Here is a 19,060-nt window from a genome sequence, read left to right on the forward strand (position 1 = left end):
AACTTACTCCCCCTCAACAACTTCAAGGTTCTCATTTTCTAAGATGTTCGTCTCTTCATCCAATCCAAAGGCCACGTTCGATTCGATCCATTTCCGTCTTGGTTCGACCTTATCACCCATCAAGACAGATACACGGCGTTCTGCACGTGCAATATCTTCTATTTTCACTCTAATCAGTGTACGCGTTTCAGGATTCATGGTCGTTTCCCATAATTGATCTGCATTCATTTCGCCAAGACCTTTGTAGCGTTGGATGGTATAGCCCTTTCCGACTTTCTTGATAGCCTGCTTCAAGCCATCTTCGTCCCAGGCATATTCGATGATTTCTTTCTTGCCTTTTCCTTTACTCACTTTATAAAGAGGAGGAAGTGCGATATAGACTTTTCCTGCTTCGATCATCGGTTTCATGTATCGGTAGAAGAATGTCAGCAACAGCACTTGGATATGAGAACCGTCTGTATCCGCATCTGTCATGATGACGACTTTGTCATAGTTCGAATCCTTGGTCGTGAAGTCTGCTCCTACTCCGGCACCGATTGCGTTGATGATCGTGTTGATTTCTTCATTTTTGAAAATATCCTGTAACTTTGCTTTTTCCGTGTTGATGACTTTTCCTCGAAGCGGAAGGATCGCCTGGAATCGGCGGTCACGCCCTTGTTTAGCGGAACCTCCTGCAGAATCACCCTCTACGAGATATAATTCATTTTTATTCGCATTACGTGATGAAGCGGGTGTCAACTTCCCGCTGAGCATCGAGTCTTTCCGTTTATTCTTCTTCCCATTCCGTGCATCCTCACGAGCTTTTCGGGCCGCTTCACGTGCTTGAGCTGCCTTCAAAGATTTACGGATGAGCATTTCGCTGATTTTCGGATTCTCTTCTAAGAAATAGTTCAACTGTTCGGATACAACCGCATCCACAGAAGAGCGTGCGTCACTCGTACCGAGCTTACTTTTCGTCTGGCCTTCGAATTGAAGCTTCTCTTCGGGGATTCGGACAGAAACGATTGCTGTCAGTCCTTCACGAATATCCGAACCATCTAAGTTTTTATCCTTTTCTTTTAACAGCCCAGTCTTACGTGCATATTCATTGAACACACGTGTCATTGCCGTTTTCGAACCTGATTCATGTGTGCCTCCATCTTTCGTCCGGACGTTGTTGACGAAGGATAGCATGTTTTCTGAATAGCCGTCATTGAACTGAAACGCGAATTCTACATCGATCGCATTCTGAAATCCCTGGAATGATACGACGGGATGCAGCGTATCCTTTTCTTCATTCAAATAATCGACGAATGCCTGGATTCCTGTATCGAACTGGAATACGATATTTTCATTTTCGTTATCACGCTGGTCAATTAATTCGATTTTCATTCCTTTTAAAAGGAATGCCGCTTCTCTCAAACGTTCACTTAACGTTTCATAGTTGAATGTCGTTATTGAAAACATGGACGGATCCGGCTTGAAATGGATGATCGTCCCTGATTTTCTCGTTGATCCTATTTTTTCAAGTGTAGTCGCTGGCTTTCCACCATTAATGAAACGTTGGTTATAGATGACACCGTCCCGATGGATAGTAACCTCTAGCCATTCGGAGAGCGCATTGACAACAGATGCTCCTACACCATGCAGTCCGCCACTCGTCTTGTATCCTCCTTGACCGAATTTACCTCCGGCATGAAGAACCGTCAAAATAACTTCCGGAGTCGGCTTCCCTGTCTTATGCATACCTGTAGGCATACCTCGCCCTTCATCCTTGACGCTGATGCTGTTATCTTTATGTATGGTTACAGTGATGGCATTCCCATACCCTGCTAATGCTTCATCAACTGCATTATCTACGATTTCATATACAAGATGGTGCAAACCGCGACTGTCAGTACTGCCGATATACATACCAGGTCGTTTTCGGACAGCCTCTAGACCCTCCAATACCTGGATTGCATCATCATTATATGAAAGCTGTTCTCTCGTAGCCAAAACCCTCGTGCCCCTTTCAATACTCAGACAATCATTTTGTATTGTAATGTTATCAGAACATTTGTTCACATACAATCTCTATTTATGTTTATGTTCATGAAAAGTATCGGTATGAACCGTACGTATGTGAAGTTTTCTTCTCACAATGAATCATTATATCATACCGTTCAACTTGTCCCATTTCACAAGTTATCATTCGTTTTTCCCGAAATTCGTCTTTTTCATTCAGAAGTCAATGGGATGAATAAAATGAACCACCCTGTCTGGAGTGGTTCAATCCCTTTACATTGTTGCATGTTCGACTTTAATACAACGATCCATGATGATTGTCATACCTTTACCTTCAAGGATATCAACAACCTCTTCATTGAGAAGTCCGAGTTGGGCCCAAAATACATCAGCGTCAATTCCTTTCATTTCCTCAGCAACCGCCGGAAGTTCTTCACTGCGCCTGAATACGTTGACGATATCAATCGGACCTTCTATATCTTTAAGTGAAGAATAAGCTTTAAGCCCCATAACCTCATCGATCGTCGGATTGACCGGGATGATCTCATAGCCGTTATCTTGCATGTATTTCGAAACCTGGTAAGACGTTCTGTGTGGTTTATTGGAAAGACCTACAACAGCAATACGTTTCTTCGTTTTTAAAATTTCATTGATGGCAGCTTGATCTGGATTTTGGAAACCCATTTCGAATCCTCTCCTTTATCCTGTATCGTTATTTAATAACCTTTCACGAAACACGCAATTTCAAACCTTCCACTTTATAAACTTCGCTTAAAATTCTTCAAAACCTTCTTTTAGTTGTCTCACTTTTCGTTCAACAACATATATTGTTAATAAGAAAAAAAGTTGCCTTGAAGAAAAAGGAGGACGACAAATGCCTACGAATATTAAAAAGAAGCTTTCCTGCTACACGATGATTTTGAACTTCTTTTCTCTAATTGATGATCATGAACGAGATGAAATTCTACAAAAGCTTATGCAAAGAAATCCCCACTCCTAAACATGATCGGAAGCGGGGATTTTTTATTGGTTAGTTGATTTTATAGACGTTACGATATTTATCTGTCAAATAGTTGATCAGATGCTGCGCATTCAATCCTTCCCCAGTCACATCCTTGATGATTTCGATTGGTTTTTTCATTTTCCCATGCTGATGTACATTCTTCGTCAACCATTCTTTGATTGGTAAAAGGTTGCCTTCTTTAAGCTTCTGATCGAAATTAGGAAGATCCTTCAACATCGCTTGCTTCAGTTGTGCTGCATAGATATAACCGAGTGCATACGACGGGAAGTAACCAAAGTCTCCACCGGACCAGTGGATATCTTGCAGAACGCCCTCTCCATCATGCTTCGGTTGGATTCCGAGGTATTCTTTCATTTTTTCGTTCCAGATATCAGGTAGATCCTTGACTTGAATCTGGCCGCTGAACAAGCCTTTTTCGATTTCATATCGAATAATGATATGCAATGGATATGTCATTTCATCTGCTTCAATACGGATCAAGGATGGACCAGCGACATTGATCGCACGATAAAAATCATCCATGGAAACCTTATCGAATTGCCCATTCGCATACGACTTGAATGTTTCGTAGTTGTTTTCCCAAAACGCTTGATTACGTCCTACAAAGTTTTCCCAGAACAAGGATTGGGACTCATGGATTCCCATTGAAGTACCTGTACATAAAAGGGTACCAATGAGGTCGTCACTTATATTCTGTTCATATAACGCATGGCCGCCTTCGTGGATCGTACCGAAAACAGCTGTTCTAAAATCCGCTTCATCATATTTCGTTGTGACACGGACATCTCCTGGATTCAGTCCAATTGCGAATGGATGATTCGTCTGATCTAGACGGCCAGCCTGGAAATCATAGCCCATCTGTTTTAGTACATACATACTGAAATCCCTTTGTTTATCCGCTGGAAAATGCTCGAATAAGAATGAAGTTTCAGGCTGATGCTTCGAGCTGACCACACCTTGCACAAGCGGTACGATTGCTTCTCTCAGTTGATTGAAGACACGATCGATCGTTTCAACGTTGACACCTGGCTCATACAAATCAAGCAAAGTGTTGTATGGATGCCCTTCATGTCCCCAGTAGCTTACGAAGTTCTTTTTGAACTGCACGAGCTTTTCCAAGTACGGCTGCAGGATTGAAAAGTCTGATGCAGCTTTTGCATCCTCCCATACATTTTCAGCCTTTGATTGCGTGATGACATATTCTTTATATTCAGCTTCAGGAATCTTTTCGTTCCGTTCATATTCCTCTTTCGCTTCTTGTACAGCTCTTTTCGTTATAGCACTCAAGTTTGGATGAAGTGAAGCATCACTTAACGCATCCAAACATTCTTTCATCTCTTTCGAAGTGGATAATTTGAATACTTCTGAAGACAACATACCGATCACTTCGGAACGCTGCTCCACACCCCGTTTCGGTGCTCCAGTCCTTAGATCCCAGATCATTAAGCCGATCGCTTCATTATAGCTTGTGATCCGTTGGGTAAGCTCTTGGAACTTTTGCTCCATTTTATTTGCTGTAGTACTTGTCATCTATTTCATCCCCCTACTATGTAAAATGTTTTAAGCCCACCCTACTAATTTGACATCATATTAAGAAAATCCTTTAATGTTTATAAAATATTCCTGTATTTGAAATTTTGAATTTCAGTACGGTACGTGAAATTTTATTATTTTTCAAGATTAGCGGACATCAGGGCCGTTATTTGTGGTAAAATCGTGTATTTTCAAACGTTAGCGGACATGTCAGCCTTTATTTAGGTAAAGTGTGTATATTTTTCACTGATATTCTCCAAATAAGAGCTCTGGTGTCCGGTAACTCTGTAAAACAACGGGTTTTGCGCAAAATAAGGTCTCTGGTGTCCGGTAACTTGTTCCAGCAAATAAAAAACTGAACATAGCTGTTTAGCCAGTTCAGTTTTCCTGTATCCATAACATTGACGAGTATCTGCTCATATCCCGATGGTTTCTGGTTTCAAAAGCGATCGCGTCATGAAGTTCATCACTTATGCTCTGGCATGCACCCTCATAACATGGTTCATTCAAGGTTTTTAAAGCCTTCATTGCCTGTGTCACCCGTTCGATATCGTTATATCGATCATACATAAAAATCCCCCCACCTAGTTTGATTATTCCTAGTATGGGTGGATTGCTCAATTGTTAAACGTCGACATGTCTACGAGGTGGCTTTTTACCAAAAAATTGATAGTAATGGCATTTCAAATCACCGTTATAGAGCTTCCTCTTTTTCGACGCCTTTTCTCCGTATAACGTTTCGAAGCCATCATGCGATGTAAGAATATAGAGCGACCAGGTATCGAGCTTCCTGAAAACCTCTCCTAAATCCGCATATAACGCCTCTACATAATCTCTTTCATTCAACCGCTCACCATATGGAGGGTTTCCGACAACATATCCATACTCTGATTTGGTATGGAAATCCTTCACCTGCATTTGTTTGAACCGGATATCACCTTCAAAACCAGCTTCATTCGCATTGTTCTCCGAGAGTTCTATCATTTTGTGATCGATATCCGAGCCCATTATATCGATTTGCAGTTCGAAGTTTGCAACGTCGTGCGCTTCTTCAACGGCCTGGTACCATAGTTTCTTATCGAGCCATGACCAGTTTTCAGACGCAAACTCTCTGTTCAATCCTGGAGCGATATTTTTCGCGATCATCGCCGCTTCGATTGGAATCGTTCCAGAACCGCAGAATGGATCGAGAAACGGCCTGTCCGGCTTCCAGTTTGTCAATTGAATCAAGGCTGCCGCCAACGTTTCTTTCAATGGTGCTTCGTTGTGCAAATAACGGTATCCTCGTTTGTGCAATCCTTCTCCGCTCGTATCGATCGTCAACGTCGCTATGTCTTTATGCAAGGCAACCTCTACCCTGTAAAATGCGCCGTTTTCAGGCAGCCAACCTTCAACACCATACGTTTCCTTCATCTTTTCAACGATCGCTTTCTTGACGATTGCCTGACAATCCGAAACGCTGAATAACTTTGATTTTACAGAACGGCCAATGACGGGAAATTCAGCATCCTCCGGCAGAAAATCTCCCCATGGTAAGGCTTTCGTCTGTTCAAACAATTCTTCAAAGGATAACGCCTTGAAGGAGCCGATCTTTAGCTTAATACGATCGGCTGTACGAAGCCATAAGTTCAAACGTGGAATCGCACGTTCGTCAGCTTCGACAATGATCCTTCCGTTTTCAACTTGTACTTTTTCATAACCCAATTGCCGTACTTCATTGGCGACAATCGATTCTAATCCCATCGCTGCAGTAGCGATCAACGTAATCGGTCTCATTTTTGAATACTCCAATCTTTATGTATGATCTCCCCATTATACTGAATAGAATCGGACATTTCTAATTTTCGAAAACTCCCTCCCTTTCTGCTGGTATTCACCTGCCTTTTATCACTGCTAACTTGTCGAAAAACGTCAAATGTTGATAAAAACAACAATATGTACATATATCGTGGGAAATGTATATAAAACGTAAATAATGTTCAATAAAAGCAGAAAGATGTACATATAGTTTTCCCAATATTCATCGGAGATTACCTTAATCACTAATGGAATGTCATAATTATGTAAAAAAGCAAAATAAAAAAGCCCTCTTAAATGCGGGCTTTTGGTCATCTCGTTTTGTAAGCCATGTTCTGTTCCCCGTACTCAAGCAGAGCTTAAGCTCCTCGTACGCAGGCGGTAATCATCTATCTCCAGATGTTCTCCAACATCTGCCCTTCTCTTCGTTCAGTTTCCTCCGAGAAGACTCCCCTACCATAATTTGGGTTTCTCGCTCGTGGGGTTTACCTCGTTCCACTCCTGCAGTTTCCTGCAGGACTTCGTCACTGTGGCACTTTCAAGGTAGTCACACCATATCCAAAGACGTAGGTGTTTTCCCTGCCGTTAGTCCAGTCGGAACCAGACTACCCTGACTTATTTATTGATCAGGCACGAACACTACAGCCATCGCAGACTGTGCGAGCATGGACTTTCCTCTATACTTCAAAAGTGAAGTACAGCGATTACCCAAACGATATGACCTTTTTAGAGTCGAATTACATTATATCGTACGTTTGATTGCTTTTCAATGTCAATTATACCCAAATCAATCGTAAAGTTTACTTCCGAAAACATGCTTTTCAAGATTGGATAGACGTTTCAAGATATCGTAGTTCGTGATTCCAGCACCATTGCTTTGCGTTTTCGTCTGTTCACCTGAACGCTGAAGTTCTTTTCTCAACTTCACATTTTCTTCATTCAAACGGTCAATTTCTTTATGGAACTGTTCATAGTCTTTGATCACAATGTCTAAAAACTGATCGACCTCATCTTGATCATAGCCTCTGAAACCTGTTTTGAAATCCTTTTCTAAAATCTCTTTTGACGTCAATTGTACTCGCTTATTATCCATAATAAATGCGTCACCCCGTTTATAATTTCTATCATTCGTTTCATTTATAGTTGGTCTTTACCCAACATTATACCAAGATTCACATAATATTCATCTGTTATTAGGTTACCCAATCATCACCATTTGATTTCTGTGATTCCTCAATATAATCATTTACGTCGAAAAAGGAAATTGACAATATAGGATATTCGTTACCAAGTTCTACATATTTGTGCGCCGTTCTTAAATAAAATTCCGGCGATCCTGTCTGATCAGCGTCATAGAGCACTAATAACCCATCTGTCTTTTCAATGATGAACTGATTTCCTGCTTGTAATTGGCCTGGATTTTCATATGGTCTTTTCGAAATGCTGTCCACGAAATCTGCTTGCGATACAACTTGTTGATAATATTGTCGGGTGTTCTCTTTCCATCTCTGCTCCTGATCTTGAAATGGAGTCAAAACAGCAAGCTGCAGATCAGGATAAGTTTCCTTCAATTCAATGACTGCCTCGCCTGCCCACAACTCAACCCCGAGCTGTCCACTGATGACGACCCATTCCAAGCCTTCTTCCACCAGCTGGGCGATACGATTTTTAAGTACACCTTTTATGTAAGGTACAGCTTCATGCTTGTTCGAAAAAATACCAAGTTCATGTCCTTTGTATCCTGTCACTGCTAAAACCTTGATCATCCAATGACTCCTTTTGAAAATCTCTGCTGATTCTAGGTTGCCTTTCAATCCTACTATAAAGTGAAAATCCGTGTCTGTGCCAATATTTGGACTCCCTTTAAGTGTACCATATTATAAATACATAATTTGTTGAAAAAGCATCTATTTATCGAAAAATATATGTTTTTTTGAATGGAATTTTGTCCGGATTTTAAAGATTCGTTCCTGTATTAATAAAAGGTTAGGTATGGGGATTTCCTTAAACAGATTGACGGTTCATTTCTAAGTTAGGACCTGATTACCTAACTTTGAATGGTGATTTTGGTTTATGGGACTTATTTCCAAAGCGTTGAAGGTTCAGAACCTCTTCATCAATCAACACATCAAATCCACAGAAAAAAACGAACCGAATGAGCTCGGTTCGCTTATACTGATCCTACCAGCCCCAAGGGCCTCCGCCGTGGTGGTGTCCTCCACCGTAGCCGTCGCCAAATCCACCGTAGCCGCCGCCGTGGTGACAGCCGCATTTCGGCTTTGGCGGGACCATGCAATGCTTGTGTTGAGTCGTACAGCAAGATTTTTTACAATGCTTCTGCATATGCTTGTGCTGTACGATATTGTGGTGTACGTGTTCCTCGATCACTGGATGGATATGAGGCACGACTTTGTAATGGCAAAAATGCTTGACACACTTCTTCGGTGGATGAACCACCGGACACATCATTTGAGGTTTATGACAATGCATCTCATAGATTCTCCTTTATGATTTAGTTTCATGCTTTGTAATAATGTATGAGAGATCTATGAGACTTGTCTAAGACATTCGCCTTCTTTCACCGATATCCGATGAAAATGGTCAAGCACCTAAGTTCATGATATACACAGTCAAGCCGATCATAAGAAAAAATAAAACTACAATAATGTTGCGCACTGTCGGAATCCCCCTAAATATGTAAATGCTCCACCCCCTATTTTATGGTGATTCGACAATTTTTTCAATATTTCTATTACAAAAGACTAAATAAATTTGAAAACTCCCGGGTAAGCACGAAAAACATCGTTTTTTGCGCTTGCCCGGGGAATATCGACCATTTCTCACGATTTCATTTCCCTACTTTTGCCCTACCCAAGTTTCCTTAAGATACGATTGATTCGCTTATTAAATTGGATTCGCTCTTTATCTTCATCGCCTCTTAAAATACGTTTTACCGATTTCCATGATTCATAACCTTTCCGGGCATAAAACAAAGCTTTCTCGAATTCCTTAAAGTGATGTTCAAAGATTTTCGAAAGCTCAACGTAGGATTCTACATCTTCTTCCGACTCAATAAAAGACTCCCAATAAAAGGCTGCTTTATCGAGATCTTTTTCTTTCTTATAAAGGCTTGCCAACGCTTTTTTTGCCTTTAAATCAATTGTTGTATCAATGAGTTCACCATAACGGTGTTTCGCTTCCAGCCTATCACCAAGTGCCTCATACCATTTTGCAATCTCAAACCGCTCAAGGTTAGAAAGCGAAGTATGGCTCTTGTCTAACAAAACATTGGAGAGATGGGTATACAACGATATGAGCGTAAGGACATCTAGCTCATTATGTTTAAATACGCCTTCTAAAATCGAAGGATCCTTTTCCCGCAAATATTCAAAGTATAACATCGGCGCAAGATATCCTGGTGTATCCTCTGTCCTCTCGATACTAAGGAGTTCTTTTTCTACAATCGACAGGCGCAGTGACTCGAAAGACTTCTTCCAAACCCTTCGTGAACCATGAAGCAAATCGAAATGACCAAAAGGCGGAAGCTTCGGAACCATATCACGGACGAAGGTGTGACGGGTCTTCACCTGAGGCCAGTCAAAAGCTTTTCCGTTATACGTCACTAAATTGGACATGTCTTGCATATCCGTTAAAAAATGATGATATAAGGCTACTTCGTTCCCGGGTCCGGGCAGGAAATACTGACGGACATGAATGTCATCTTCAAGTATTCTTGCAACTCCAAGCAAAAAGATCGTATTCCCTGCTCCACTGCCCAAGCCGGTCGTTTCCGTATCAAAAAAGAGGAGGTCTGCAGCTTCTCTGCCGTCAGCTGAAAGTGGATGACTCTGCTCCCTTTCGTTCCATCGCTTGATCGCATCATGAAGATCTTGAACGGTGTAATGCCCGATTTTATGGTCTTTTGAATAGTTTTTTTCTCGGATAATGCAATGCTGCTCTTCAAACGCTACTGCTTTTGCTTCGAATCGTCCCCATCCGGAATCATATTCTTCGACTGTCTCATTCACTGGTTTTTGTTTCTTTTCTGAAATGGATTCTGAACCGACATGTATCAGCTGTTTTTTAAAACGATTCAATTTATTTTGAAGTGACATAATTGGAATCGTTCCTTCCCTCTTTCAAAAATTTCAACGCCAAACTTTTGACATCTGTATACTGCACTTCATTTCCTACACATGATGGACACCCTTTATCACATGGGCAGCGCACAATCACGTGTTCCGCTTCACTGGTGATTTCAGAAATATGTTCATAAACGTATTCACTTAGACCGATGCCACCAGGATAGCGATCGTAAAAGAAAATCGTCGGCAGCTGTGAATGAGAAGCTTTCACTTGCGGGACGACATGAAGATCGCTCACATCACACATGACGAATAATGGAGCGACATGGCGCATTACATTCGAAATACCTACAAGGCCTTCTTCAAGTTCTTGTTCAGATAGTCCTTCAACCATTTCCTCAGAGAAACTGATCCAAGAAGCGGAAGTATGGAGCTCTTCTTCAGGCAGCGTGATCGGGCCGGAACCGATGTTTTCATGGGTCCCGAACTTGATCTTTTTGAAAATCGTCGCCATCGCATTGACCGTTACATCTCCAAACGCGACTTGAGAATCCCTATAGGTCTTCTGTTTATCTTCTTCAAGGACTTTCAACGAAACCGCTAAGTTTGCATCCGTATAGTAATCGACATCTACTTCACGGACGTACGCCTTTTTCTCTTCGTAATCCAGTTTCTCAACTTGATATTGAATTCCTTGATGCAAGTAGATCGCTTCCTCGTGAAGCAATGTCATCGAACTGAACCGATCCATTTCACCGATCACTCTTACATTGGCTACATCAGTCTGATCGATGATGACCACATTCTCCTGTGAAGCGGAACGTAAACTGATGTTATGAGCAGGAAACGAATCGTTCATCCAATACCAGCGCTCTCCTTGTTCATGAAGGACGCCCTCTTCAGTCAAGAAATACATAATGTCATCGATTTCTACTCCATCGAAGCTCTCACCATTTTTAAAAGGCAGTTCATACGCTGCGCATTTCAAATGATCCACTAAGATGATCAAGTTGTCAGGGTTGATCCGAGCGGTTTCTGGATTACGGTTGAAAAAGTAGTCAGGATTCTGGATGATGTATTGGTCAAGTGGTGTAGAACTTGCGACAAGAACCACGACCGATTCATCCTGTCTCCGGCCAGCGCGTCCTCCTTGCTGCCATGTACTTGCAATCGTTCCAGGGTAGCCATTCATGACACAGACTTGCAGTTGTCCGATATCCACACCTAATTCGAGAGCATTTGTACTGACAACACCCATGATCTCTCCGCTTCGAAGCCCCTGTTCGATTTCACGGCGCTGCTTCGGAAGATATCCACCGCGATAGCCACGAATCGTCTTGTTACCTATTTTTCGTTGAATCAATTCTTGCAGATAGGTTAACAATATTTCAACTCTGACCCGGCTTCTCGCAAAAACGATCGTCTGGATTTCATTTTCTAAAAACAAAGAAGCAAGCCTTTTCGATTCAAGCGTTGCACTCCTTCGTATGTTCAATGGTTTATTGACAATCGGCGGGTTGTAGAAAACGAAATGCTTCTTTCCAACCGGCGCGCCGTTGTTATCAATCAACCGCACTTCATCCCCTGTCAGCTTTTCAGCAAGCTCTTTCGGGTTCGCAATCGTTGCTGACGTGCAGATAAAGCTCGGGTTACTTCCATAATACGCACAGATCCTTTTTAGACGTCTCAATACATTGGCGAAATGGCTTCCGAACACCCCTCTATATGTATGAAGTTCATCGATGACAATGTATTTCAGGTTTTCAAACAAGGATACCCACTTCGGATGATGAGGTAAAATCGCTGAATGCAGCATATCCGGGTTCGTCATCACCACATGACCGGCTTTACGAATCACCTGTCGGATATTTGAAGGTGTATCTCCGTCGTATGTATAGCTTTTGATGTCGATACCGATTTCTTCAATAAATTCGTTGATTTCACTCTTTTGATCCTGGGCCAAAGCTTTTGTCGGAAACAAATACAAAGCTCGGCTGTTATCATTCTCTGCAACCTCCTGAAGGACAGGAAGGTTATAACAGAGCGTTTTTCCCGAAGCGGTCGGGGTGACAGCAACGAAGCTTTTATGAGAACGCGCTGCTTCAAATGCAGAATATTGGTGCGTATATAATGAAGAAATCCCTCTGTTTTCTAATGCTTTACGAATCTTCTGATGGATCTGATCAGGAAAATCGACAGATCGCCCTTCTTTTTCAGGAATCGTTTTCCAATGGGCGATATTCGATGCAATCGTATCATCTTGATTCATGACTTTAAGGATTTCAGGTAAACTCTTACGAATTTTCATTCCGTTCACTCCATTCTAATATCTCTATTTTAGCGAATAAACGTTCGCAAGAAAAGGGGGGTGTTCTGTTTTCACACAACTGCAAAGTAAATGATACAAATCCCTCCCGCTTCCGAAATGAAACTCCCGTGCCACTCTTAATCAGCATATTTTTCATCTTTTATCCTTATCAATTGATCAAAACAATAAAAATGTAAAAAAGCTCCCAAATAGGAACTTTTTACTGCTAATTCGCACGCTCATAATCACTTAACGATTTTTTGTACAGGTCATGCAAAGTCAATGACTACATTGAATTGCTTAATGCGACTTGTTGTTTTTTTAATACATCTTCCGTAAAAGTGAATAAATGCTGCCAGAAGAAGCCCTTCTGAAAGTTGATTTTCTCCAATTAAAAAATGATTTGAAAATAAAAACGATTGTTACGTTAAAATCGTCAACATCTATATCAAGGATAGTAAAATCATCAAAGATTATTACACTGCTTCTCAAGGCGGCCAGATCGCAGGTAAATATGGAATAAACGCTAATCGGGGAGGTCAGATTAACTTCAAAGGCGGTCAAAACGCAAATCAGGCAGGACAGATCGCTAAAAAATGTGGAAAGAACAAACTGAAGAAATATAATGTTGAAAATTGAGGAAGCGAAAGTATTTCGGGAGAGTCGTTGAACCCTCCCGTTTTATTTCGTTTTACTTATTCATGTTCATTTTCGATTTGATTGATCATTTCTGAGGTGTCTTCATGTTTCGTATTGATTCTTTCATCACCTGGATTTTTCTGTTCATCATAAGCTTTTTGCGCTTCAATTGTCCTTTTTGCATAAGGTACCGCTTCCAAGCGCTCAATGGAGATCTCGTCACCGGTATCGATACATATGCCATAAGTGCCTTCTTCAATTCGTTGTAAGGCTTCATCGATTTCATTTATCAATTGTTCATCATTTTGGTTGAGTGCCATTTCTTTGGCATGATCATACTCTGCAGTACCAGCATTTGCCATATGGTTATCATTACCCTTCAATGGTTCAGAATCAACGTTTTCTTCTCTATTTTGATTTCGTCGAAAAACTTCCTCTTTCATTGATAGTAATTGTGATTTGAAATCTTCTATTTGTTTATCAGTTACAGCCATGATTCCTCCTCCTTTTTTGAACCTTTCCCATTCACAGATGAAGGTAAACACGCTTCCAGAGATGGAGATAACAAATAAGGCTCCCAAGGACGTGGTGGTTGTTAGTCGAAAATCCTTAAATCGCTGTGGGGTATTGCCCGTCTCGCTCCCCCAGGAGTGTCGCGAATTTCGCTTTATCATTTAGAGCATTATAAAAAGACGCTTAGTGAGCGCCTTTCATTGATATCTATTATAAAGTTGAAAATCAGTCATCTTCCGTTAATGCAATTGACAATTTAGAGGTCATTTTCACATTCTCAAAATCGATGCCCAATTGCACAGCTGTTTGTGCGATTTCAGGGCGTATTCCCGATAAAGTTGTAGAAACACCTAACAACCGTAACGAATAGATCAATTGGAATATTTCGTGTGCGACCATCGTATCGACCATGAAAACACCAGATAAATCAATATACAACCGTTCAATATTCCGATCTTCACATTGCTTCAATGTACTTTCAAGGATCGTCTTGGCTCTATGCGTATCGATGTCGCCGACAATCGGGAGCAGACCTACATTATGAGATAAATCAATCACAGGAGAACTAAGTTCATTGATCATCGATTTTTGAGCCATCAGCTGATCATTCAGATAGTTATTCTTTTCTTCTGTAAATCGAACCATAGCAATATCAAATTCTTTTATGATCATATCTTTCCATAAATTAATTTGTTCATTTGTATATTTACCTGGAGATACTGCTACGAATTCATCGATCAGGTTCATATATTGTTTCCGTACACGTATGAATTCTCTCATAACAAAATGAGTCGGTGTTTCAATGTGTTCTTTATCCCTAGCAGTAGCAATCACCCATTCCTCGAAATCCTTGAAGAATTCTGATTCTTCTTTTTTAAATATTCCAATCAAATTCAGATGAAACTCATAATTTTGCTGTTTCAATCTTTGAATGACTTCAGGATCAGTAGAAGAATACACGCCTGTCGGATCGCTTTTATCCATGGAATTATACCAATCTTCTGTAAGTTGTGGTGCTTTATTTAGAAGAAAATCATGTAGTTCTTTATTTCTCTGCACGATGCCATGGCCTCCTCTTAAAATGGGTTGATATTTTCTCATTCTCTGCCTATTTTAAATTAATAGGACCTTAAGGACAAATTTTATTTCGAGAAAATCCAGTCCGTCTTAAGAAAATGGTCATGTGTGCTTCGAAAACCACATTTATAAAATTCTCGCTATTTCACTCTCACTTTTTCTTTTTTTTCAATTTGAATGACTTTTCCATCCTGAACGATCAAAGTGACAGACCCGAATTTCATGGATTTCAGCATTTCGTTCAATTTTGGTGTTATAGATTCCAATTCATTTGCCATGCTTATTCTCCTCTCTTTTGAAATGGTACTCTTGGATAAGGTAAATAAAAAAGCCCCCCAGAAAGAGAGACCTAATTACAAGTACATCAAATGTGTATGTACCTTATCTCTCAAAATGGATTTCCATTTTGCTGGAATTAGCACCTTGCAAAAGCAGGTTGCCGGGCTTCCCAGGGCCAGTCCCTCAGCCACTCGTGATAAGTGAATCAACTTATTTTTTTGAATTTTACAGCATAATCAAAGTGACTGTCAATCATAAATTGAAATTTAGCCATAAATTCCTATAGGTATAGTATGAATTATTCACTTGCCATACTATTAGATATGTAACGCTGGAAAAGTCATTCCGTGAGATCAAACAACTTCAAATCAGCGATGATCCATGCTCCTTAAACTGGTGGATAGTGATGTATCAATATATATGTGTATCCACTATACAACCCTTATGATTGTAAAAAATAACTCAAACAACGAAAGCCCTGCCTCTCTTCCGTCCTTACGACTCCTCGGTCGCGCCAGTGTGAATCAGTTACCGTATTTACTCTAAACTCCCTTCTACTCGAATTGTTTCCGTTTCTGAAATAATAGATAATTGGAGATTTAAAAGAGGGGTTGAAAATGTGGATTAAACGTTTTTACAGTGCACACTTTGGCAAGAAGCACATGAGACCCTTTACAACCGGATCATAAAGGAAGCTTAAATCCATTTTTCTATGAAAGGTCATTGCCTTTTGAGGACTAAATAAAAAGGGTGGCGTACTAACGTACGTCACCCATTAAGACTCAAGTTTTTATACTTAGACTTTTTGTACGTTAGAAGCTTGCGGTCCACGGTTGCCTTCGACGATTTCGAAAGAAACGTTTTGACCTTCTTCTAATGTTTTGAACCCGTCACCTTCGATTGCAGAAAAGTGAACAAATACGTCGTTACCTTCTGAAATTTCGATGAAACCAAAACCTTTTTCTGCATTAAACCATTTTACTGTACCAGTATTCATATACTGTACCTCCTGAACATCTTACAAATTCACCAAAAGTTTACCGTTATATTTATCATTCTGACTGTATTAAAAATACCGTACCCGCATGACTGTGTGACAATCAAGTTCGTCTACACAATTGCAGCTACGACTTTAATCTATCCACCATTTATATAACTAACTTTGTCGGCGTTATTAATATCTTAATTCATTTTTTTCATAATGTCAATACAATGCTCGAAGATATGTTCGATTTAGAAACAGATCAATTACTCATTTCAAACCAATAAAATGAATATAGTTAATAAATCAGGATTCGGAGGTGAAGGTATGATCGCCAGGTATCCTTCTGACCGGGGGAATGTTAATGGTGAAGCTTACAGGAATGTGATGGTAGTTGAAGGTGATGGTGAAATGATTGTCGATGCAGACGAAATTTCCCTTACGATCGGTGTCGTCACAGAAGACCAAGATGTTTTGAGTGCATCCGAAGATAATGCCAGAAGATCGAATCAAGTCCTGACTGCTTTGATGAATACTGGCATTCCCTCAACCCAAATAGAGACAATCGTATATAATGTCCAGCCCATCTATGATTATCAAAACGGGCAGTCAGTCTTCAGGGGATTTCGAGTAGAACATTTATTTAAGGTAAAGATCAACGATGTAAAATTTGCTGGACTTGTATATGATACAGCTATCAAAAATGGAGCTAATATCACTAGGGATCTTATGTTTGAGGTCACAAACCCTTCCCGCTATTATCTTAATGGGTTAGCAAAAGCATACGAAGATGCCGTACGGAAAGCCATGACACTTTCTCATATTATGAAGCTCCAGTTGAGCCCAGTTCCATTGAAAATCATCGAAGTCGTCGCGAGAGATGTTATCCCTTTATATAAAACCCAGATGCTTCAAGCCTCAGCCGCTCCTCCTATTCAGCCTCAAAAAGTGGTGATACGTGCAAAATTGAAAATTTGGTTTTGCTATTTCTAACAATCTTATTGTCCATTCGACAGACCTATACTAAAATAGAGATACGTTGACTATAGTCCGCTGTCATTTTATGGGTTATCGGGGGATTCTTTTTATGAAACTTGAACAAGCTGTTGGACTGGTAATCCGAAAACATCGGACAGTCGAGAAAATATCTCAGTTCAAACTTGCCGAACTGACTGGCTACGACCGCTCTTTTATCAGTTTACTTGAAAGAGGACGTCGCATGCCGACACTCAAAACCATGTTTGTATTAGCTGAACATTTGAATATCCCTGCTTCCCAATTGGTGGAAGAAATCCATCAGCTTGTCAAAAGTGATATTATGGAATATTGAACATAAATTTCAAAATGAATCGTTACATATTCAATATGGGACTTGCGAAGCTCTTTTGCCTTAGCAAGTCTCTCTTATTTATGCGGTTCTTTTGATCTGATGCTTTTCCAACTCTTTATCGAGGCTTCCTGTTAAGGTGTAACCGAACATCTTGAAATCGGCCCTTAAAGACCAGAACGGGTGACCGAATGTGGCTGGTTTGTTCCCTTCTATGAAAAAATGGCTGATCCACGCAAATGAATACGCAATGACCGGGGCAGCCAACAGATACCAGAAATTCATGAATAGGAGTGAAACACAAATACATACAAAAACAAAACTCGTGCCTACAAAATGCCAGGCTCTAGTAGCAGACTTCGAATGCTGTTGAAGATAGAACGGCCAAAACTCCTGGAAACTTTCAAATTCATTTTTCACATTGATTCCCTCCTATTGTTTACTTTTCATCAAAGAAACCCGACGTTTTATAGTTCGTAGAGTGACGATTCCTAATGATCAATCAAGCCACAGTCCCGCTAAGATCAGTTCTCTACGTCTAATAACCCTTCTAAATATGTAAAACGCTGTCAAAGGACCTCCTCATCTTCTAAATAATTTCTTCTTCCATCAAAAAAACCCTTTAATTTTAAGTACGGTACGTGAAATTTTGAGGCGATGAATGATTTTCGCAAAACGTTCAATGAACTTTATCTAAAAATAATAGAGGGTGTCCTTTACATCATCATTGATGTGTCGGACTACCCTCTAATTCTTATCTGCACCAGAATCATTCACTTTTTCTTCCGTTCCTCTTAAGTTCGGCTCTTCATTTTCCCATTTACTAAGCTCTTTTACAGAATGCCTTCGGATGAAGACAGTCGCTATGATCGCCCCGGTCATAAAAATAATCAACATGATCAAGGATGGTATGTATTCAGTTTTATCCTCTGGAAAATACAAGAATTCCATCATAAGCAAAACATCCCTTTCTTTTCGATTCTATTATAACAGATGCTCCCTTTATATTGGAATGCCGGCGTCTAACAATTAAGTGAACAAAAAGAGGGGCTGACCCAAAAAACGTCAGACCCTTATAGGTTAGCCCCACCATTATAGTTGATCTTCAATCGATTCGAGAATATATTCGATGGATTTAGTCATGGACGTGAACCGTTTACGTTTCGTATCCTTCTGAAACGCTTGGACCGCCGAAATTGTCATGTTTTCATAGGTGTCATTGATCTGGATCGGATAGACATACTTCGGCTTTTCTGCAATCGCCCATTTCACGGCCAGAGGCTTCCATTCATCGGCAAGGTGCTGTACTTCATCGACGAATGGTTTGACTTCACCATAAAAATCCACCTCATATCCTTCCCCCATTGTATTCTCATCAAATTGTCTATAAGCCTTGTCATTGAGTGATCGCAGCTTTCGCGTCAACTCCATCAATCGCTGTTTTTCCGTGCTCATTGTTTCACCTCTTCTGAACTTATCCTATCAAAGGAAGTTCAGAAATGCCATTTCA

General features: G+C 40.5%; 20 protein-coding genes, 1 other RNA gene and 1 riboswitch. Of the genes, 4 read left to right on the forward strand and 17 right to left on the reverse strand.

Features of this window, described 5'->3' with window-relative positions:
- Positions 1–3: 3 nt before the first annotated feature.
- Together parE and KOL94_RS06685 are read right to left on the reverse strand one after the other, a co-directional pair.
- Complete coding sequence (gene parE, locus KOL94_RS06680) at positions 4–1,977, reverse strand: DNA topoisomerase IV subunit B (protein WP_221565117.1); 1,974 nt, start codon at positions 1,975–1,977, stop codon at positions 4–6.
- Between the two features lie 282 nt (positions 1,978–2,259).
- Positions 2,260–2,670: a CoA-binding protein gene (locus KOL94_RS06685; protein ID WP_221565118.1), complete on the reverse strand. Its 411-nt coding sequence runs from the start codon at positions 2,668–2,670 to the stop codon at positions 2,260–2,262.
- A gap of 190 nt (positions 2,671–2,860) precedes the next feature.
- Here KOL94_RS06685 and KOL94_RS25180 point away from each other — a divergent pair, with 190 nt between their 5' ends.
- On the forward strand, positions 2,861–2,986 hold the full coding sequence (locus tag KOL94_RS25180) for a hypothetical protein (protein ID WP_260412228.1): 126 nt from the start codon (positions 2,861–2,863) through the stop codon (positions 2,984–2,986).
- A gap of 30 nt (positions 2,987–3,016) precedes the next feature.
- On the opposite strand, the gene KOL94_RS06690 is transcribed toward KOL94_RS25180, so the two are convergent.
- The 6 genes from KOL94_RS06690 to KOL94_RS06715 all read right to left on the reverse strand — a co-directional run bounded on the left by KOL94_RS06690 (position 3,017) and on the right by KOL94_RS06715 (position 8,103).
- Positions 3,017–4,540, reverse strand: coding sequence for a carboxypeptidase M32 (locus KOL94_RS06690; protein WP_221565119.1), 1,524 nt, complete (start codon positions 4,538–4,540; stop codon positions 3,017–3,019).
- A 381-nt stretch (positions 4,541–4,921) separates the two neighbouring features.
- Positions 4,922–5,113 carry a hypothetical protein gene (locus KOL94_RS06695; RefSeq protein ID WP_221565121.1) on the reverse strand — a complete coding sequence of 64 codons (192 nt, stop codon included), beginning with the start codon at positions 5,111–5,113 and terminating at the stop codon, positions 4,922–4,924.
- Positions 5,114–5,167: 54 nt separating this feature from the next.
- Positions 5,168–6,319, reverse strand: coding sequence for a THUMP domain-containing class I SAM-dependent RNA methyltransferase (locus KOL94_RS06700; RefSeq protein ID WP_221565122.1), 1,152 nt, complete (start codon positions 6,317–6,319; stop codon positions 5,168–5,170).
- A gap of 340 nt (positions 6,320–6,659) precedes the next feature.
- Positions 6,660–7,056, reverse strand: an RNA gene (gene rnpB, locus KOL94_RS06705) — RNase P RNA component class B.
- Between the two features lie 71 nt (positions 7,057–7,127).
- Entirely contained in the window at positions 7,128–7,433 is a 306-nt protein-coding gene (gpsB, locus tag KOL94_RS06710; RefSeq protein ID WP_221565124.1) for a cell division regulator GpsB, read from the reverse strand.
- 100 nt (positions 7,434–7,533) lie between these two features.
- Positions 7,534–8,103 (reverse strand): SLOG family protein, encoded by a 570-nt coding sequence (locus tag KOL94_RS06715; RefSeq protein ID WP_221567613.1) that lies wholly within the window; start codon positions 8,101–8,103, stop codon positions 7,534–7,536.
- A 310-nt stretch (positions 8,104–8,413) separates the two neighbouring features.
- On the opposite strand from KOL94_RS06715, the gene KOL94_RS25870 reads away from it, so the two are divergent.
- Complete coding sequence (locus KOL94_RS25870) at positions 8,414–8,851, forward strand: hypothetical protein (protein WP_260412231.1); 438 nt, start codon at positions 8,414–8,416, stop codon at positions 8,849–8,851.
- A 356-nt stretch (positions 8,852–9,207) separates the two neighbouring features.
- Here KOL94_RS25870 and KOL94_RS06725 read toward each other — a convergent pair whose 3' ends face one another.
- The 6 genes from KOL94_RS06725 to KOL94_RS06750 form a co-directional block, all read right to left on the reverse strand.
- Entirely contained in the window at positions 9,208–10,455 is a 1,248-nt protein-coding gene (locus KOL94_RS06725; RefSeq protein WP_221565128.1) for a ribonuclease H-like domain-containing protein, read from the reverse strand.
- Positions 10,439–12,733, reverse strand: a complete 2,295-nt coding sequence (locus KOL94_RS06730) for a DEAD/DEAH box helicase (protein WP_221565130.1) — start codon at positions 12,731–12,733, stop codon at positions 10,439–10,441. Before KOL94_RS06730 ends, KOL94_RS06725 begins: the two co-directional genes overlap by 17 nt.
- Positions 12,734–13,428: 695 nt before the next feature.
- Positions 13,429–13,866: a TraR/DksA family transcriptional regulator gene (locus KOL94_RS06735; protein WP_221565131.1), complete on the reverse strand. Its 438-nt coding sequence runs from the start codon at positions 13,864–13,866 to the stop codon at positions 13,429–13,431.
- Positions 13,867–14,110: 244 nt separating this feature from the next.
- Entirely contained in the window at positions 14,111–14,944 is an 834-nt protein-coding gene (locus KOL94_RS06740) for an STAS domain-containing protein (RefSeq protein WP_311775114.1), read from the reverse strand.
- A 158-nt stretch (positions 14,945–15,102) separates the two neighbouring features.
- On the reverse strand, positions 15,103–15,240 hold the full coding sequence (locus KOL94_RS06745) for a YezD family protein (protein ID WP_221565132.1): 138 nt from the start codon (positions 15,238–15,240) through the stop codon (positions 15,103–15,105).
- Positions 15,241–15,340: 100 nt separating this feature from the next.
- Positions 15,341–15,444: riboswitch (SAM riboswitch) on the reverse strand.
- A gap of 593 nt (positions 15,445–16,037) precedes the next feature.
- Positions 16,038–16,238 (reverse strand): cold-shock protein, encoded by a 201-nt coding sequence (locus KOL94_RS06750; RefSeq protein ID WP_221565133.1) that lies wholly within the window; start codon positions 16,236–16,238, stop codon positions 16,038–16,040.
- A 273-nt stretch (positions 16,239–16,511) separates the two neighbouring features.
- On the opposite strand from KOL94_RS06750, the gene KOL94_RS06755 reads away from it, so the two are divergent.
- On the forward strand, positions 16,512–17,216 hold the full coding sequence (locus KOL94_RS06755) for an SIMPL domain-containing protein (RefSeq protein ID WP_221565134.1): 705 nt from the start codon (positions 16,512–16,514) through the stop codon (positions 17,214–17,216).
- A gap of 94 nt (positions 17,217–17,310) precedes the next feature.
- On the forward strand, positions 17,311–17,553 hold the full coding sequence (locus KOL94_RS06760) for a helix-turn-helix domain-containing protein (RefSeq protein WP_221565135.1): 243 nt from the start codon (positions 17,311–17,313) through the stop codon (positions 17,551–17,553).
- A gap of 78 nt (positions 17,554–17,631) precedes the next feature.
- Here KOL94_RS06760 and KOL94_RS06765 read toward each other — a convergent pair whose 3' ends face one another.
- The 3 genes from KOL94_RS06765 to KOL94_RS06775 all read right to left on the reverse strand — a co-directional run bounded on the left by KOL94_RS06765 (position 17,632) and on the right by KOL94_RS06775 (position 19,005).
- Positions 17,632–17,970 carry an Mpo1-like protein gene (locus KOL94_RS06765; protein WP_221565136.1) on the reverse strand — a complete coding sequence of 113 codons (339 nt, stop codon included), beginning with the start codon at positions 17,968–17,970 and terminating at the stop codon, positions 17,632–17,634.
- 327 nt (positions 17,971–18,297) lie between these two features.
- Positions 18,298–18,504, reverse strand: a complete 207-nt coding sequence (locus KOL94_RS06770) for a hypothetical protein (protein WP_221565137.1) — start codon at positions 18,502–18,504, stop codon at positions 18,298–18,300.
- Positions 18,505–18,642: 138 nt separating this feature from the next.
- On the reverse strand, positions 18,643–19,005 hold the full coding sequence (locus KOL94_RS06775) for a YppE family protein (RefSeq protein ID WP_221565138.1): 363 nt from the start codon (positions 19,003–19,005) through the stop codon (positions 18,643–18,645).
- Positions 19,006–19,060: the final 55 nt, after the last annotated feature.

The organism is Alkalihalobacillus sp. TS-13, assembly GCF_019720915.1.
Taxonomy (GTDB): Bacteria; Bacillota; Bacilli; order Bacillales; family Fictibacillaceae; genus Pseudalkalibacillus.